This is a genomic window from Streptomyces sp. NPDC047853 (assembly GCF_043204535.1).
In the GTDB taxonomy this organism is placed as follows: Bacteria; Actinomycetota; Actinomycetes; order Streptomycetales; family Streptomycetaceae; genus Streptomyces.
The window spans coordinates 468,373-484,012 of record NZ_JBIDCI010000003.1; the positions used below are offsets into that span (position 1 = coordinate 468,373).

Below are 15,640 nucleotides of genomic sequence, written 5' to 3' on the forward strand. Positions count from 1 at the left end.
GCTGGCGATGGTGACGTTCGCGCAGGCGCAGGAGCGCGCGGAGGAGTGGGTCAACGGCGAGCTGCCGTCGTACCAGCACCGCGAGGTGCGGGTCCGGGAGTTCGACCTCGGGTTCGTGGTGTGGGCCGAGGACCGTGCGGACGGGCCGCGTTCGGACGGGGGTGCGCAGCGGCTGGTGATCGCGCGGGACAGCGGTGAGGCGACGCTGTGGCCCGGGCTGCCGGTGGGTGAGGTCATCCGCCGGTACGAGGAGGAGTACGGCCGTCCCGAGGAGGCCGCGGAGCCGGCGTCGGCGCCCGCGGCGCGGGTGGACCTCAATCAGACGTCGTTCCTGCTGAGCCCGCCGGAGTGGTTGCAGGAGGCGGCGGACAAGCTGGGCATTCCGGATCGGCGGCAGGGGGGCGGCGCGGCCGCCGCCGGTGCCGACGCGGGGCCCGGGGCGCTGCCCGAGACGCAGGCCGGGGTGCCGACGGCGCCCGAGCCGTCCGCGTTCCCCGCCGCGCCGGCGGCTCCCGCGGCCTCGGCCGACGCGGGGTCGAGCGGTGCGGTGTGGCCGGCCGCCGGGTCCGGTGGTGCCGGCTCTTCCGCGGCGGGCGCGCCGGCGGGGGCGACGCCCTGGGCGGGGACGGACACCAACGCGGACGCCGGTGAGGACCGTTCGGTGCCGCTGCCCGAGACCGTGTTCGCGCCGCCGCTGAGCAGTGCGGACCGCGGCACGCCGCCGCCCGCGGCCACGCCGGAGGCCAAGACGGCGCTGCTCTCGGGGGGCAGCCGGCTTCCGCCGACGGCGGTCGCCCCCGCGATCGAGGACCCGAACGCCTCGGCCGCGCCCGCGGGAGCGGATACGTCGGCGCCCGCGTCACCGGCGCAGCCGTCGGCGGGTGCGGGTGCGGGTGCGCCCGCCACGCCGGCCCGGCCGCTCCGCCCGGACGCGGGGGACATCGCCGACGCGGCGACCAGCAAGGCGACGCCCCCGCCGCGGCGGGGCGGTGGTTCCACCACCCCGGCTCCGCCGAGCGCGCCGGGCGTGCCGGGCGTGCGCCCCGGCGGGACGCCCCCGCCGTCCGCGCCGGGAACGCCGGGAACGCCGGCGGGCGGTTACGTGCCGACGCAGCTGGTGTCGTCCCTCGGCCCCGAGGGTCCGGGCAACGGCCCCGGTACGCCGCCTCCGCCGAACGCGCCGCAGCCGCCCGCCGGTCAGGGTGCGCCGGGGACGCCGCCTCCGCCGAGCGCCCCCGGCGGCACGACGCCCCCGGGCGGGATGCACCACGCCGCCACGATGCTGGCCGACCCGGGCCGGACGGGTGGCGGTGCGCCCCAGCAGCCCGGGCCCCCCGCGCCGCCCGCGCCTCCGGGTGCGCCGGGCGCCCCCGGGGTGTCCGGTGGGCCGGGCACGCCTCCGTTCCCCGCGGCTCCGGGTGGGCCGGGCACGCCGCCGCCCCCCGCGGCTCCGGGTGCGCCCGGCCGCCAGGGTTCCTCCGGTGGGGCGGGCGGTGCCGTGCACCACGCCCAGACCGTGCTGGCCGCGCCGCCGGTGGCCGGCCCGGGTGCGCCTCCGCCGCCGCCGGGTGCTCCTGGCGTCCCGGGTGCCCCCGGGGCCCAGGGCGTTCCCGGGGCTCCGGGTGTCCCCGGCGCCGCACAGCCCATGCCGCCCGGTGCCATGCCTCCGCCCGGTGCCATGCCGCCCCCGGGTGCCATGCCGCCGCCCGGTGGGCCGGTGCCCGGGCAGCCGCCCGCGTACGGCTATCCGCAGCCGCCCGCCGGTCTGCCGACCGTCGGCCCGGGCTACCAGGCCGTGCTGCGCTACCGCGCCCAGGACGGCTCCGAGCAGCAGCTGATCCGGCGTTCGGCGCCGGGCACGCCGCACCCGGAGTGGCAGATCTTCCACGAGCTGCGCGCCATGAACGTGCCGCCGGACCAGGTGCTGGAGCTGCACACGGAGCTGGAGTCGTGTGAGCTGCCGGGCGCGTACTGCGCACGGATGATCCGCGAGCAGTGGCCCCAGGCGCGGATCACCTCCATCGCCCCGTACGGCACGGACCACGCGAGCCGGCAGCAGGGCATGCAGCAACTGCTCGAGCACCAGGGCGAGTTGCATCAGGTGGCCGACGGGCCGGCCCGGCCGGCGCCGGTGCGTGCCCCGCTGCCGCCCGTGCAGCCGGTGCCGCCGGTGCCGCCGGAGGTCATCGGGCAGGAGCTGGGCGGCGCGTTCGGTCCGGGGGTCTTCCGGTTCGAGCAGGCCGCGGTGTCGCGTCAGGGTGTGCCGCCGGTCGTGGCACACACGCTGGTCGCGGCGGGTCTGCCGATGGACATGGGCCCGTTCTTCTGGGCGCAGGCCCAGCCGGGCCGCCCGGTGCCGACGCTGGCGGAGCTGGCGGCCGAGCGGGGGGTGCAGCCGGCCCCGGACGCGGGTTCGTACCTCGTCGTGGGCAGTGACTTCGGCCGGGCGATCTGCGTGCAGTACGGCACGGCGGCCATCGTGGCGGTGCCGGTGGAGGCCGGTCCGGGCGGGGCGCCCGTGCCGCCGCAGTTCGTCAACACGGGGCTGCCGGAGTTCGCGCGCAGCCTGGCCCTGCTGGGCCGTATGTGGCGGCTGCGGTTCGGGCTGAACCAGGAGCAGGCGGGCCGCTGGACGGTGGACTTCCAGGCTCAGCTGGCCGCGCTGGACCCGGCGGCGCTCGGCTCGCCGGAGAGCTGGTGGTCGGTGCTGCTGGAGCAGATGTGGGACGGGCTGCTGTGACGGTTCGTCACCGCTGACGCGTCCGACGGGTGGGGCCCGGTCGTCCTGAGGGGCGACCGGGCCCCACCCGTTTCCGTGCGGTGTGTCGCATTATGTTGGGTTACGCCCGCTCCATAAAGTCGGTCGGGTCCATTCAGTGCGGCAGGTTCACCGCAGGGGTGATGAGCATGAGCAGCGCATCGGCGTCTCCGCACGACTTCGTGACCGTACGCGGGTGGGACCGCGGTTACCGTCCCGAGCAGGTGGAGGCGTGTGCGGCGGCCCTCTCCGAGGAGCGCGACGCGGCCTGGGAGCGGGCGGCCCGGCTGACCGTGCTCGCCCGGGAGATGGGGGAGGAGCTGGCGGAGCTGCGGGAAGCGGCCGCACACCTCACCTCGCAGGACTACGCGGGGCTCGGGGAGCGCGCCCGGCGCCTGTTCCTGCTCGGTCAGGAGGAGGCCGAGGCCGTACGGGAGGAGGGCCGGTGTGCGGCGGAGCGCCTGGCGGAGGAGGCGCGGGCGTACGCGGCCGGTCTGCACGAGGCGGCGCGGGCGCACGCCGACGCCGTGCGCGCCGAGGCCGACGAGCGGGCCCGGCAACGGCTGCTCGCGGCGCGTGCGGAGGCCGACGAGGCGCGGATCGAGGCGCGGCGCGAGGTGCGGTCCGGGCGTGCGGAGGCGTTGGCGGCCCTGCGGGACATGCGCGGGCGGACCACCGGGATGCTGGCCGAGCAGGACAGGGAGCACGCCGGGCGGCGCGCCGCGGCCGAGCGCGAGCACGACGAGCGGGCGCGGGCGCTGGACGCCCGCCACGCGGAGCTGGTGGCCCGCGCCGAGCAGGGCGTGGACGCGGCGCGGCGGGCCCTGGCCGCCGCCGAGGAGGCCGCCACGCGGCGGCAGGAGGAGGCCCGGGCCCGGGCGGCCGAGGTGGTCGCCGAGGCCCGGGCACGGCAGGAGCGGATCGCCCGTGAGACGGAGCGGCTGCTGCGCGAGCATGGGGAGCGGTGGGACGAACTCCAGGCCCAGATGGCCTCCGTGCGCAGCAACCTCAGTTCGTTGACGGGGCGGGCGGTGGAGTGAGGCGCGGGGCTCCCGGCCGTGGCTCCGGGAGCGTCGCGCCTCACTCGCCCCGGCGGACCGCTCCGGCCAGGATCCAGCCCTCCACGGCCTCGTAGGCGCGGCGCTGCTCCTCCGCCTTGCGCCGGCCCGACAGCACCGTCCCCAGCCAGCCGAAGGCGAAGCCGAGCGGGATGGTGACCAGGCCCGTGGTGGTGAACGGGAACCAGTTGAAGTCGGCGTCGGGGAAGGCGGAGACGGGCGAGCCGGAGACCAGGTTGGTGCCCGGCATCAGCAGCAGGACGGCCAGCGAGCCGCCGATCAGGGTGCTGAGCAGTCCGGTGCGGGTGTAGCGGCGCCAGAAGAGGCCGTAGACGAGGGCGGGGGCGAGGGCCGAGGCGCCCAGGCAGAAGGACAGGGTGACCAGGGGCTGGAGGCTGCGGTGCTGGACGAGGGTCGCGAGGACGATCGCGGGGACGCCCACCGCCAGGGCCGAGACGCGGGCGAGGGCCATCTCGCGGCGCGGTGACAGTTCCCGGACGCGGGCGGCGAACACGTCGTGGGCGAGGGAGTTGGCGCAGGCGAGGATCATCCCGCCGACGGAGGCGAGCAGGGTGAGGAAGACGGCCGTGGTGACCGTCGTGAACAGGAACGTCTCCGCCGTGGACACCTGGGCGCCGAACGCCGCCTGGGAGCCCAGCAGGTAGGCGGTGTTGCCCTGCGGGTCGACGCCGATGACGGTCTCCCGTCCCACCAGGGCCGCCGCGCCGAAGCCGACGACCGTGATGACCAGGACGAACAGCGCCACGGCCGACACCGCCCAGGACATCGAGCGGCGCACCTGGCGGGCCGAGGACGCGGTGTACATGCGCATGGTGACGTGGGGGAGGCAGGCGCCGCCGAGGACGACGGTCAGGTGCGCGGTGACCATGTCCACCTCGGGGTGCGGTCCGCCCGCGAACTGGAGGCCGGAGTTGAGGAACGCCTCGCCCGCACCGCTGCGGTCCGCCGCCGCGTCGAACAGGGCGCCCGGGTCCCAGTCGAAGCGGTTCAGGATCAGTACGGCGACCACGGCGCCCGAACCGAGCAGCATCACGATCTTGAGGATCTGGATGAGGGCGGTGCCTTTCATCCCGCCGATCGCGGCGTAGCTGATCATCAGTACGCCCAGGCCGATGATGCAGCCGGTCTCCAGTGACTCGCCGGAGAAGCCGAGGACGAAGGCGAGCAGTTGGCCGGCGCCCGCGAGCTGCACCAGCATCAGCGGGAGCAGCGCCGCGAGGGTCACCGCGCAGGCGGTGACGCGGACGCCGCGTCCGGGCATCCGCCGGGCGAACGCGTCGCCCATGGTGAAGCGGCCCGCGTTGCGCAGGGGTTCGGCCAGCAGGAACATCAGCAGCATCAGCGACAGGGCGGTGCTGAGCGCCAGGACGACGCCGTCGTGGCCGAAGAGGGCGATGACGCCGCTGGTGCCGAGCACGGTCGCGGCCGAGATGTAGTCGCCGGCGATCGCCAGGCCGTTGCGCATCGGGGACAGCGAGCCGTAGCCGGTGTAGAACTCGTCGAGGTCGTCCCGGTCGGGGCCGGTCATCACGCACAGCAGCAGCGTGATGGTGGCGACGGTGGTGAAGCCGACCAGGGACATGGTCTGGGCGTTGCCGCTGAACTCCGTCATCGTGCCACCCTCCGCCGGGCGTCCAGTTCGGCCTCCTTGCGGATGCGGTCCGCGAGCGGGTCGACACGCCGGCGGGCGGTGTGTTCGTACAGGGCTATCGCCAGCCAGGTGACGGGCAGCTGGACCAGGGCGAACATCAGGCCGGTGGGTATCCCGCCGACGAGGGTCCCGCTCATGAGGCCGGGCGCGTAGGCGGACAGGAGCAGGAACAGGGTGAAGTAGCCGAGCGCGGTGAGCGTGGCGGTGCGGCGCTGCCAGCGGTAGGCGCTGCGCAGGACCCGCAGGTCGCTGTGGTGCCCGAGCGCGGCCCGGCGCGGCGCCCGTCGGGAGGCGGGGGCGGCGAAGGGGGCGGGGGCGGCGAAGGGGGAGGGGGACGGCTCCGCCGGTCGCCGGGGGCGGGCGCCGTGGGGGGACGGGGCGGGGGCGTGGGACGGGTAGGGCGGGCGTTGCTGCGGGGGTGGTGGGGGCCGGTGCGGGTACGACGGGGACGGGTCGTAGGACATCCCGGTGCTCCTTGCGCGGCTCGGGTCCGGTGCGGCGGACCGCAGGGAGGTGGGGGGCGGCGGGCCACGCACGTTACTCGCCGGTCACGTGGAGCGCTGAGTTTTGGCCCAACTGGTCGGTCGGTATGCGCCGAGCGGTCCGATCGGACGGTGTTACCCGCGTTAACCTGGGCTTTTCCACAGGTGCCGGCCCGCGGGACCTCAGTCCTTCAGCACCGGGAACCGGCGTGGCGCGACCACGAGCAGCACCAGGAACGCCAGCGCCGCCGCACCCGCCGCGCCCCAGTACACCGCGTGCACGGCGTCGGCGATCGCCCTCCGTACGGGCTCGTGGGCGGCCCCCGAGTCCAGCGCCCTCGTCACCGAGTCGAGCGCGCCGGCCCCGTGCTCGCCGGCCCCGGCCTCGACGAACTCGCCGGTCGAGTGCGCGCCGTTCCCGTGCTCGCCGTTCCCGAGGTCGGCGCCCGTCCCGCTCAGCCGCGCCGCCAGCACCCCGTTGGCGATGGCGCCGAAGGCCGCCGCGCCGAGCGTCTGTCCGGTCTGCCGGCAGAAGAGGATCGACGCGGTGGCGGTGCCCCGCTCCGACCAGCCGACCGTGGACTGGACCCCCACGATGAGCGGCAGCTGGAACAGTCCGAGCGCGGCGCCGAGCAGCAGCATCAGCAGGGCCGGCTGCCAGGCCTCGCCGGGGTAGGGCAGGAAGGGGAAGGCGAACAGGAGCAGGGCCGCGGCGCCGATGCCGAGCACCGCCGTGTTCCGGAAGCCGATCCTGCGGTACACGTGCTGGCTCAGGGCCGCCGACACCGGCCAGCTCAGCGTCCACACGGAGAGCACGAAGCCGGCCGCCACGGGCGCCAGACCCAGCACCGACTGGGCGTAGGTGGGCAGGAACACGGCCGGCGCCACCATCAGCACGCCCAGCGCGCCGAGTGCCAGGTTCACCGCGGCGATCGTACGGCGGCGCCACACCCAGCCGGGGATGATCGGCTCCACCGCCCGGCGCTCGATCACCACCACGGCCGCCAGCAGCGCGAGACCCGCCCCGAACAGGGCGAGCGAGGGAGCCGACAGCCACGGCCAGGCCACCCCGCCCTGCACCAGGGCGGCGAGCAGCACGCCGCCGCAGGCGAAGACGGCCAGCGCGCCCGCCCAGTCGACCCGTGCGCGCGCCGTGCGCCGCTCCCGCGCCGGCTCGTGCAGGTGACGGACGATCAGCCACAGGGCGAGCGCGCCGACAGGCAGGTTGACGAGGAAGATCCAGCGCCAGTCGGCGTAGGCGACCAGCAGGCCGCCGATGCCGGGGCCGGTGACCGCGGAGACCGCCCACACCGTGGACAGCCTGGCCTGGATCTTCGGCCGCTCCTGAAGCGGGTACAGGTCGGCGGCAAGGGTCTGCACGGTGCCCTGGAGGGCGCCGCCGCCCAGCCCCTGCAGGACCCGGAAGGCGATCAGCGCGCCCATGTTCCAGGCGAGCGCGCACAGCAGGGAGCCGAGGAGGAACAGCGCCGCCCCCGCCACCAGGACCGGTTTGCGGCCGAAGGTGTCGGAGAGCTTGCCGTAGACGGGCAGCGTGACCGTGACGGCCAGCAGGTAGCCGGAGAAGAGCCAGGAGAAGAGGGAGAAGCCGCCGAGGTCGCCCACGATCTGCGGGACGGCGGTGGAGACGATCGTGGCGTCCAGCGCCGCCAGCGCCATGGCGAGCATCAGGGCCGCGACGACCGGACCGCGCCGGTCCGGGCCCGTACCCCGCCCGGCGCCGTGTGTCACCGGCCTGGTGCTCTCCGCGCCGTCCGCGCCGTCCACCCGGGTGCCCTCCCTTGCGTTCCCCCTGCATCCATCCGCCGGGATCAGCTTGCCATTTGATACCGGTGCGACGGCAGGGTGAGGCTCGGTGCGACCAAGGGGGGAGGCCTACCCCGAGACCGCCTCCCCCGGAGGGTGGACTGCCCCTAGGGGTACCTCCGTACCAGGGGTCGGGGAGGGTTCGTACCGACGGAGGACGAGACGGCCCGCGCGCGTCCTTAATCTGGCTTTACGCCGCTGGGGGGCGGCGAACCGGACCCACGGGGGTGGGGTTTTCCCCAGCGGAAGAGTGCGCTGAACCTCAGCGCGCCCGACCCCTGGTTCCGGCCAGACTTCTCGACGTAGCAGCGACACCTTCCACGCACCACGTTCACGCACCACGTCCACGCACCGAGTTCACGCGAAGCGGTAGCGCGCAGCGTCCACCGCCGGCATCGGCGGCCCGGACGATGACCGACATAGGAGACTTGACATGACATCGGCCGTAACCATTCCCAGGCACGGGGACACTGGAGGGCGTACGGCCGTTGCCGCGCGAGCGCGGCAGGTCGTGAAGGCCTACGGGTCGGGCGAGACCCGGGTCGTCGCCCTCGACCACGTGGACGTGGACATCGCCCGCGGCCAGTTCACCGCGATCATGGGCCCGTCGGGGTCCGGCAAGTCGACGCTGATGCACTGCCTGGCCGGCCTGGACACCGTCACCGGCGGGAAGATCTACCTGGACGAGACCGAGATCACCGGCCTGAAGGACAAGAAGCTCACGCAGCTGCGCCGGGACCGGATCGGCTTCATCTTCCAGGCCTTCAACCTGCTCCCGACGCTGAACGCGATCGAGAACATCACGCTGCCCATGGACATCGCCGGCCGCAGGTACGACCGCGCGTGGCTGGACCGGGTCGTCGAGACCGTGGGGCTCGCCGGGCGGCTGAAGCACCGGCCGAACCAGCTCTCCGGCGGCCAGCAGCAGCGCGTCGCGGTGGCGCGGGCACTGGCCGCGCGGCCCGAGATCATCTTCGGTGACGAACCGACCGGAAACCTCGACTCGCGGGCCGGCGCCGAGGTGCTGGGCTTCCTGCGCCGGTCGGTCACCGAACTGGGGCAGACCATCGTGATGGTCACCCACGACCCGGTCGCCGCCAGCTACGCGGACCGGGTCCTGTACCTCGCCGACGGCCGCATCGTGGACGAGATGTACGAGCCGACCGCGGACACCGTCCTCGACCGCATGAAGGACTTCGACGCCCGGGGGCGCACGTCATGACCGTCGTCAAGACCTCGATGCGCAACTTCTTCGCGCACAAGGGCCGCATGGCGCTCTCCGCGGTGGCCGTGCTGCTGTCGGTGGCGTTCGTCTGCGGCACCCTGGTGTTCACCGACACCATGAACACCACCTTCGACAAGCTCTTCGCCGTCACGTCGTCGGACGTGACGGTCATGCCGAAGGACGCCAAGAGCGAGGAGACCCCGCAGAACGGCGTGCCCGCGGCGCTGCCCGCGTCCGCCCTGGAGCAGGTCCGCAAGGCCGAGGGCGTCGAGTCCGCCGAGGGCGCGGTCGCCTCCATGAACGTGACCGTCGTCGACGCCGACAACGACAACGTGGGCGCCACCAGCGGCGCCCCGACCATCGCCGGCAATTGGACGAAGAACGACCTGCGGTCGATGGAGATCACCTCCGGGCACGCCCCCCGCGGGCCGACCGAGGCCATGGTCGACGCCGACACCGCCGACAAGCACGACCTGAAGCTCGGCGACGAACTGCGCACCATCGCGCAGACCGGCGACTTCAAGGCGAGGATCGTCGGCATCGCCTCCTTCACGGTGACCAACCCCGGCGCCGCCGTCGTCTACTTCGACACGGCCACCGCCCAGCGCGAACTGCTCGGCGCCACCGGCCGGTTCACCCAGTTCAACGTCACCGCCGCGGACGGTGTCTCCGACGCGCAGCTCAAGCAGAGCGTCTCCGGGGCCACGGACGGCACCTTCAAGGTGCAGACGGCGAAGGAGAACTCCGACGAGAACCGCAAGGAACTCGGCGAGTTCATGAACGTCATCAAGTACGCGATGCTCGGCTTCGCCGGGATCGCGTTCCTGGTCGGCATCTTCCTGATCATCAACACCTTCTCCATGCTGGTCGCCCAGCGCACCCGCGAGATCGGCCTCATGCGGGCCGTCGGCTCCTCCCGCAGCCAGGTCAACCGCTCGGTGCTGGTCGAGGCGCTGCTCCTCGGCGTCGTCGGCTCGGTCCTCGGCGTCGCGGCCGGTGTCGGGATCGCCGTCGGCCTGATGAAGCTGATGTCGACGGCGGGCATGAACCTGTCCACCGACGACCTGACCGTCAAGACGGCCACCCCCGTGGTCGGCCTCATCCTCGGCATCGTCGTCACCGTCCTGGCCGCCTACCTGCCCGCCCGCCGCGCGGGCAAGATCTCCCCGATGGCCGCCCTGCGCGACGCCGGTACACCCGCCGACGGCAAGGCCGGCTGGATACGCGGTCTGATCGGCCTGGTCCTCACCGGTGCCGGTGCCGCCGCCCTGCTCGCGGCCGCCGGTGCCGACAAGGCGAGCGAGGGTTCGCTGATGCTCGGTGTGGGCATCGTGCTGTCCCTCATCGGCTTCGTCGTCATCGGGCCGCTGCTGGCCGGCATCGTGGTCCGGGCGATCAGCGTGGTGCTGCTGCGGGCCTTCGGTCCGGTGGGCCGCCTGGCCGAGCGCAACGCCCTGCGCAACCCGCGCCGCACCGGCGCCACGGGCGCCGCCCTGATGATCGGCCTCGCGCTGGTGGCCTGCCTGTCGGTGGTCGGCTCCTCCATGGTCGCCTCGGCCACCAGCGAGCTGGACAAGACGGTCGGCGCGGACTTCATCGTCCAGGGCAGCCAGCGGATCGTGCCGCAGGCCGAGAAGGCGATGCAGGAGACGCCCGGCCTGGACCACGTCACCCGCTACAAGATGCTCGACGCCACCCTGACCTCGCCCGACGGCAAGAAGGACGACGAGGGCATCACGGCCGCCGACCCGACCTACGCCGAGGACGTGAACCGCGCGACGACCGAGGGCGAGCTGACCGCCGCCTACGGCGCCGACGCGATGTCGGTCGGCTCGGACTACGCGACCGAGCACGACGTGCACGTCGGCGACACGATCTCCGTCGCCTTCAAGGGCGGCGAGACCGCCGAGCTGAAGGTCGCCGCGATCACGTCCGACGACGTGGCCATCGACCAGGGCGCGCGGTACATCAGCATCGAGACGATGCGGAAGTACCTGCCGGCCGACAGCGTCCCGCCGAACACGATCATGTTCGCCAAGGCCGCGGACGGCCAGGCGGAGCAGGCGTACGCGGCGCTGAAGAAGTCGATGGATCCCTACCCGCAGTACCAGGTGGCCGACCAGACCGACTACAAGCAGGAGCTGAAGGACCAGATCGGCCAGCTGCTGAACATGGTCTACGGCCTGCTCGCCCTGGCGATCATCGTCGCCGTCCTCGGCGTGGTGAACACGCTGGCCCTGTCGGTGGTCGAGCGGACCCGCGAGATCGGCCTCATGCGGGCGATCGGCCTCTCCCGCCGCCAGCTGCGCCGGATGATCCGCATGGAGTCCGTCGTCATCGCCCTCTTCGGCGCCTTGCTGGGCCTGGGGCTGGGCATGGGCTGGGGCGCCACGGCGCAGAAGCTGCTCGCCCTGGAGGGACTGAACGTCCTCGACATCCCCTGGCCGACGATCATCGGCGTCTTCGTCGGCTCGGCCTTCGTGGGCCTGTTCGCGGCGCTCGTCCCGGCCTTCCGCGCGGGCCGGATGAACGTCCTGAACGCCATCGCGACGGAGTAGCGACCGGAAGCCACCGCATACGGGGGTTGCGGGGGAGCGCCCGGCGCCGGAGTCCTCAGGACTCCGGCGCCGGGCGCTTTCGTGCGGGGACTCCGGCGGGCCCGGCGCACGGCAGGTGTCTCGGCGGCGGGGTTTCGCGGTGCGGGGAGTCCGCCCGAGCCGGCGCGCACGCCGGCGACCCGGCGGCGGACGCCGTCCACAGCCCCCGGCGCCGGCCCGCCCGGCGTCGTACGCTGGAGACCCCCGGCCCTCATCACGCCGGGTTGTTCGCGTTGCACATCTTCAGGACGGAAGCGCCCTCTCCATGAGCCTGCACGGTCTGCTCGACGCCGTCGTCAAGGACACCGCCCTCGCGGAAGCGATCTCGGCGGCCGCAGACGGCAACCGCATGCACGTCGACCTGGTCGGCCCGCCCGCCGCCCGCGCCTTCTCGGTCGCCGCGCTGGCCCGCGAGACCGGCCGCCCCGTGCTGGCGGTGACGGCGACGGGGCGCGAGGCGGAGGACCTGGCGGCGGCCCTGCGTTCCCTGCTGCCTCCGGAGGGGGTCGTGGAGTACCCCTCCTGGGAGACCCTCCCGCACGAGCGCCTCAGCCCCCGCAGCGACACCGTCGGCCGCCGCCTGGCCGTCCTGCGCCGCCTCGCCCACCCCCGCGCCGACGACCCCGAGACCGGACCCGTCTCGGTCGTCGTCGCCCCCGTGCGCTCCGTGCTCCAGCCGCAGGTCAAGGGCCTCGGCGACCTGGAGCCGGTGGCGCTGCGCTCCGGACAGAGCGCCGACCTGGAGGAGGTCGTCCAGGCCCTGGCGGCCGCGGCGTACGCGCGCGTGGAGCTGGTGGAGAAGCGCGGCGAGTTCGCCGTGCGCGGCGGCATCCTCGACGTCTTCCCGCCCACCGAGGAACACCCGCTGCGCGTGGAGTTCTGGGGCGACGACGTCGAGGAGATCCGCTACTTCAAGGTCGCCGACCAGCGCTCCCTGGAGGTCGCCGAGCACGGCCTGTGGGCCCCGCCCTGCCGCGAGCTGCTGCTCACCGACGACGTGCGCGAGCGGGCCCGAGTCCTCGCCGAGGACCACCCCGAGCTGGGCGAGCTGCTCGGCAAGATCGCCGAGGGCATCGCGGTCGAGGGCATGGAGTCCCTGGCCCCGGTCCTCGTCGACGACATGGAACTGCTGCTCGACGTGCTGCCCAAGGGCGCGATGGCCGTGGTCTGCGACCCCGAGCGGGTGCGCACGCGGGCCGCCGACCTGGTGGCCACCAGCCAGGAGTTCCTCCAGGCCTCCTGGGCGGCCACCGCGGGCGGGGGCGAGGCGCCGATCGACGTGGACGCGGCCTCGCTGTGGTCCATCGCGGACGTCCGGGAGCGGGCCCGCGAGCTGGACATGATGTGGTGGTCCGTCTCGCCCTTCGCCGCCGACGACGCGCTGGAGGACGCCGACACCCTCAAGCTCGGCATGCACGCCCCCGAGACCTACCGCGGGGACACCGCGAAGGCGCTGGCCGACACCAAGGGCTGGCTCGCCGACGGCTGGCGCGCGGTCTACCTCACCGAGGGCCACGGCCCGGCCGCCCGCACCGTCGAGGTCCTCGGCGGCGAAGGCATCCCGGCCCGTCTCGACAACGACCTCACGACCCTCGGCCCCTCCGTCGTGCACGTCTCCTGTGGCTCGGTCGACCACGGCTTCGTCGACCGGGCGCTCAAGCTCGCCGTCCTCACCGAGACCGACCTGACCGGCCAGAAGGCCGCGGGCCGCGAGGGCGCCCGGATGCCGGCCCGGCGCCGCAAGACCATCGACCCGCTCACGCTGGAGGCGGGCGACCACATCGTCCACGAGCAGCACGGCGTGGGCCGCTACATCGAGATGGTCCAGCGCACCGTGCAGGGCGCCACCCGCGAGTACCTGGTGGTGGAGTACGCCCCCGCCAAGCGCGGCCAGCCCGGCGACCGGCTGTACATCCCCACCGACCAGCTGGAGCAGATCACCAAGTACGTCGGCGGCGAGGCGCCCACCCTGCACCGCCTCGGCGGCGCGGACTGGACCAAGACCAAGGCCCGTGCGAAGAAGGCGGTCAAGGAGATCGCCGCCGACCTGATCAAGCTCTACAGCGCCCGCATGGCGGCACCGGGGCACGCCTTCGGCGCGGACACCCCCTGGCAGCGCGAGCTGGAGGACGCCTTCCCGTACGCGGAGACCCCGGACCAGCTCACCACCATCGCCGAGGTCAAGGAGGACATGGAGAAGACCGTCCCCATGGACCGCCTGATCTGCGGCGACGTCGGCTACGGCAAGACGGAGATCGCGGTCCGCGCCGCCTTCAAGGCCGTCCAGGACGGCAAGCAGGTCGCCGTCCTCGTCCCGACGACGTTGCTGGTGCAGCAGCACTTCGGCACGTTCAGCGAGCGGTACGCGCAGTTCCCGGTGAACGTGCGGGCGCTGTCCCGCTTCCAGAGCGACACCGAGGCGAAGGCGACCCTGGAAGGGCTCCGCGAGGGCTCGGTGGACCTCGTCATCGGCACCCACCGGCTCTTCTCCTCCGAGACGAAGTTCAAGGACCTGGGTCTGGTCATCGTCGACGAGGAGCAGCGCTTCGGCGTCGAGCACAAGGAGCAGCTGAAGAAGCTCCGCGCCAACGTCGACGTGCTCACCATGTCCGCCACCCCCATCCCGCGCACCCTGGAGATGGCGGTCACCGGCATCCGCGAGATGTCGACGATCACCACCCCGCCGGAGGAGCGCCACCCGGTGCTGACCTTCGTCGGCCCCTACGAGCACCGGCAGATCGGCGCCGCCATCCGCCGCGAGCTGCTGCGCGAGGGGCAGGTCTTCTACATCCACAACCGCGTCGAGTCCATCGACCGCGCGGCGGCCAAGCTGCGCGAGATCGTGCCCGAGGCGCGCATCGCCACCGCCCACGGCCAGATGTCCGAGCAGGCGCTGGAACAGGTCGTCGTCGACTTCTGGGAGAAGAAGTTCGACGTCCTGGTCTCCACGACCATCGTCGAGTCCGGCATCGACATCTCCAACGCCAACACCCTCATCGTCGAGCGCGGCGACAACTTCGGCCTCAGCCAGCTCCACCAGCTGCGCGGCCGGGTCGGCCGAGGCCGCGAGCGCGGCTACGCCTACTTCCTCTACCCGCCGGAGAAGCCGCTGACCGAGACCGCGCACGAGCGGCTCGCCACCATCGCCCAGCACACCGAGATGGGCGCGGGCATGTACGTGGCGATGAAGGACCTGGAGATCCGCGGCGCCGGCAACCTGCTCGGCGGCGAGCAGTCCGGCCACATCGCGGGCGTCGGCTTCGACCTGTACGTGCGGATGGTCGGCGAGGCCGTCGCCGACTACCGCGCCTCCCTGGAGGGCGGTGTGGAGGAGGAGCCGCCGCTGGAGGTCAAGATCGAGCTGCCGGTCGACGCGCACGTCCCGCACGACTACGCCCCCGGCGAGCGGCTGCGGCTCCAGGCGTACCGGTCCATCGCCTCCGCCAACAGCGAGGAGGACGTCAAGGCCGTACGCGAGGAACTCGTCGACCGCTACGGCAAGCTGCCGGAACCGGTGGAGAACCTGCTCCTGGTGGCGGGGCTGCGCATGCTCGCGCGGGCGTGCGCCGTCGGCGACATCGTGCTCCAGGGCAACAACATCCGGTTCGCGCCGGTGGAGTTGCGCGAGTCGCAGGAGCTGAGGCTGAAGCGGCTCTACCCCGGCAGCGTCATCAAGGCGGGCGCCCACCAGGTCCTCGTACCGCGTCCGAAGACCGCGAAGGTGGGCGGCAAGCCGCTGGTCGGACGCGAGTTGCTGGGCTGGGTGGGGGAGTTCCTGACCTCGATCCTCGGGTCGTAGCCAGCCGCCGGCCCGGCGGGTGGTGGTCAGCCGCCGGTCCGGCGGGTCGCAGTCGCCCGCCCGGGACGCCGCCCACGCGCGAAGCCGGTCACGCCCTGAGCGGGTCCCCCCTGAGCAGGTCCCGCCCTGAGCAGATCCCGCCCTGAGCCGGGCACGCGCGAAGCCGTCACGCGCGAAGCCGTCCACGGGGACAGGTCCCGTGGACGGCTTCGGTGTGTGCGCGGC

8 protein-coding genes are annotated in these 15,640 nt (G+C 73.7%); 5 read left to right on the forward strand and 3 right to left on the reverse strand.

Annotated elements, in window-relative coordinates; genetic code table 11:
- Positions 1–7: 7 nt before the first annotated feature.
- Together ACGF5T_RS09040 and ACGF5T_RS09045 are read left to right on the forward strand one after the other, a co-directional pair.
- Positions 8–2,740, forward strand: a complete 2,733-nt coding sequence (locus ACGF5T_RS09040) for an SUKH-4 family immunity protein (RefSeq protein ID WP_366766783.1) — start codon at positions 8–10, stop codon at positions 2,738–2,740.
- A gap of 167 nt (positions 2,741–2,907) precedes the next feature.
- Positions 2,908–3,798 carry a cellulose-binding protein gene (locus ACGF5T_RS09045; protein ID WP_356608882.1) on the forward strand — a complete coding sequence of 297 codons (891 nt, stop codon included), beginning with the start codon at positions 2,908–2,910 and terminating at the stop codon, positions 3,796–3,798.
- A 40-nt stretch (positions 3,799–3,838) separates the two neighbouring features.
- On the opposite strand, the gene ACGF5T_RS09050 is transcribed toward ACGF5T_RS09045, so the two are convergent.
- The 3 genes from ACGF5T_RS09050 to ACGF5T_RS09060 all read right to left on the reverse strand — a co-directional run bounded on the left by ACGF5T_RS09050 (position 3,839) and on the right by ACGF5T_RS09060 (position 7,755).
- A complete protein-coding gene (locus ACGF5T_RS09050) occupies positions 3,839–5,449 on the reverse strand; it encodes a cation acetate symporter (protein WP_366766782.1) in 1,611 nt (536 codons plus the stop codon).
- Positions 5,446–5,952, reverse strand: coding sequence for a DUF485 domain-containing protein (locus tag ACGF5T_RS09055; protein WP_366766781.1), 507 nt, complete (start codon positions 5,950–5,952; stop codon positions 5,446–5,448). Before ACGF5T_RS09055 ends, ACGF5T_RS09050 begins: the two co-directional genes overlap by 4 nt.
- Positions 5,953–6,153: 201 nt before the next feature.
- The gene (locus tag ACGF5T_RS09060; RefSeq protein ID WP_392887306.1) at positions 6,154–7,755 is read right to left on the reverse strand and encodes an MFS transporter; all 1,602 of its coding nucleotides are present in this window, start codon (positions 7,753–7,755) and stop codon (positions 6,154–6,156) included.
- A gap of 472 nt (positions 7,756–8,227) precedes the next feature.
- On the opposite strand from ACGF5T_RS09060, the gene ACGF5T_RS09065 reads away from it, so the two are divergent.
- The 3 genes from ACGF5T_RS09065 (at position 8,228) to mfd (ending at position 15,415) form a co-directional block, all read left to right on the forward strand.
- Positions 8,228–9,016 carry an ABC transporter ATP-binding protein gene (locus ACGF5T_RS09065; RefSeq protein WP_356608876.1) on the forward strand — a complete coding sequence of 263 codons (789 nt, stop codon included), beginning with the start codon at positions 8,228–8,230 and terminating at the stop codon, positions 9,014–9,016.
- The gene (locus ACGF5T_RS09070; protein WP_366766780.1) at positions 9,013–11,577 is read left to right on the forward strand and encodes an FtsX-like permease family protein; all 2,565 of its coding nucleotides are present in this window, start codon (positions 9,013–9,015) and stop codon (positions 11,575–11,577) included. The genes ACGF5T_RS09065 and ACGF5T_RS09070 overlap by 4 nt, the downstream gene beginning before the upstream one ends.
- Positions 11,578–11,881: 304 nt before the next feature.
- A complete protein-coding gene (gene mfd, locus ACGF5T_RS09075) occupies positions 11,882–15,415 on the forward strand; it encodes a transcription-repair coupling factor (protein ID WP_356608872.1) in 3,534 nt (1,177 codons plus the stop codon).
- The last annotated feature ends 225 nt before the right edge of the window (positions 15,416–15,640 follow it).

Excerpts from the sequence above, each read along its gene's own strand:
- ACGF5T_RS09040 (WP_366766783.1), top strand. The coding sequence starts at position 8 with ATGGTGACGTTCGCGCAGGCGCAGGAGCGCGCGGAGGAGTGGGTCAAC.
- ACGF5T_RS09045 (WP_356608882.1), top strand. The coding sequence starts at position 2,908 with ATGAGCAGCGCATCGGCGTCTCCGCACGACTTCGTGACCGTACGCGGG.
- ACGF5T_RS09050 (WP_366766782.1), bottom strand. The coding sequence starts at position 5,449 with ATGACGGAGTTCAGCGGCAACGCCCAGACCATGTCCCTGGTCGGCTTC.
- ACGF5T_RS09055 (WP_366766781.1), bottom strand. The coding sequence starts at position 5,952 with ATGTCCTACGACCCGTCCCCGTCGTACCCGCACCGGCCCCCACCACCC.
- ACGF5T_RS09065 (WP_356608876.1), top strand. The coding sequence starts at position 8,228 with ATGACATCGGCCGTAACCATTCCCAGGCACGGGGACACTGGAGGGCGT.
- ACGF5T_RS09070 (WP_366766780.1), top strand. The coding sequence starts at position 9,013 with ATGACCGTCGTCAAGACCTCGATGCGCAACTTCTTCGCGCACAAGGGC.
- mfd (WP_356608872.1), top strand. The coding sequence starts at position 11,882 with ATGAGCCTGCACGGTCTGCTCGACGCCGTCGTCAAGGACACCGCCCTC.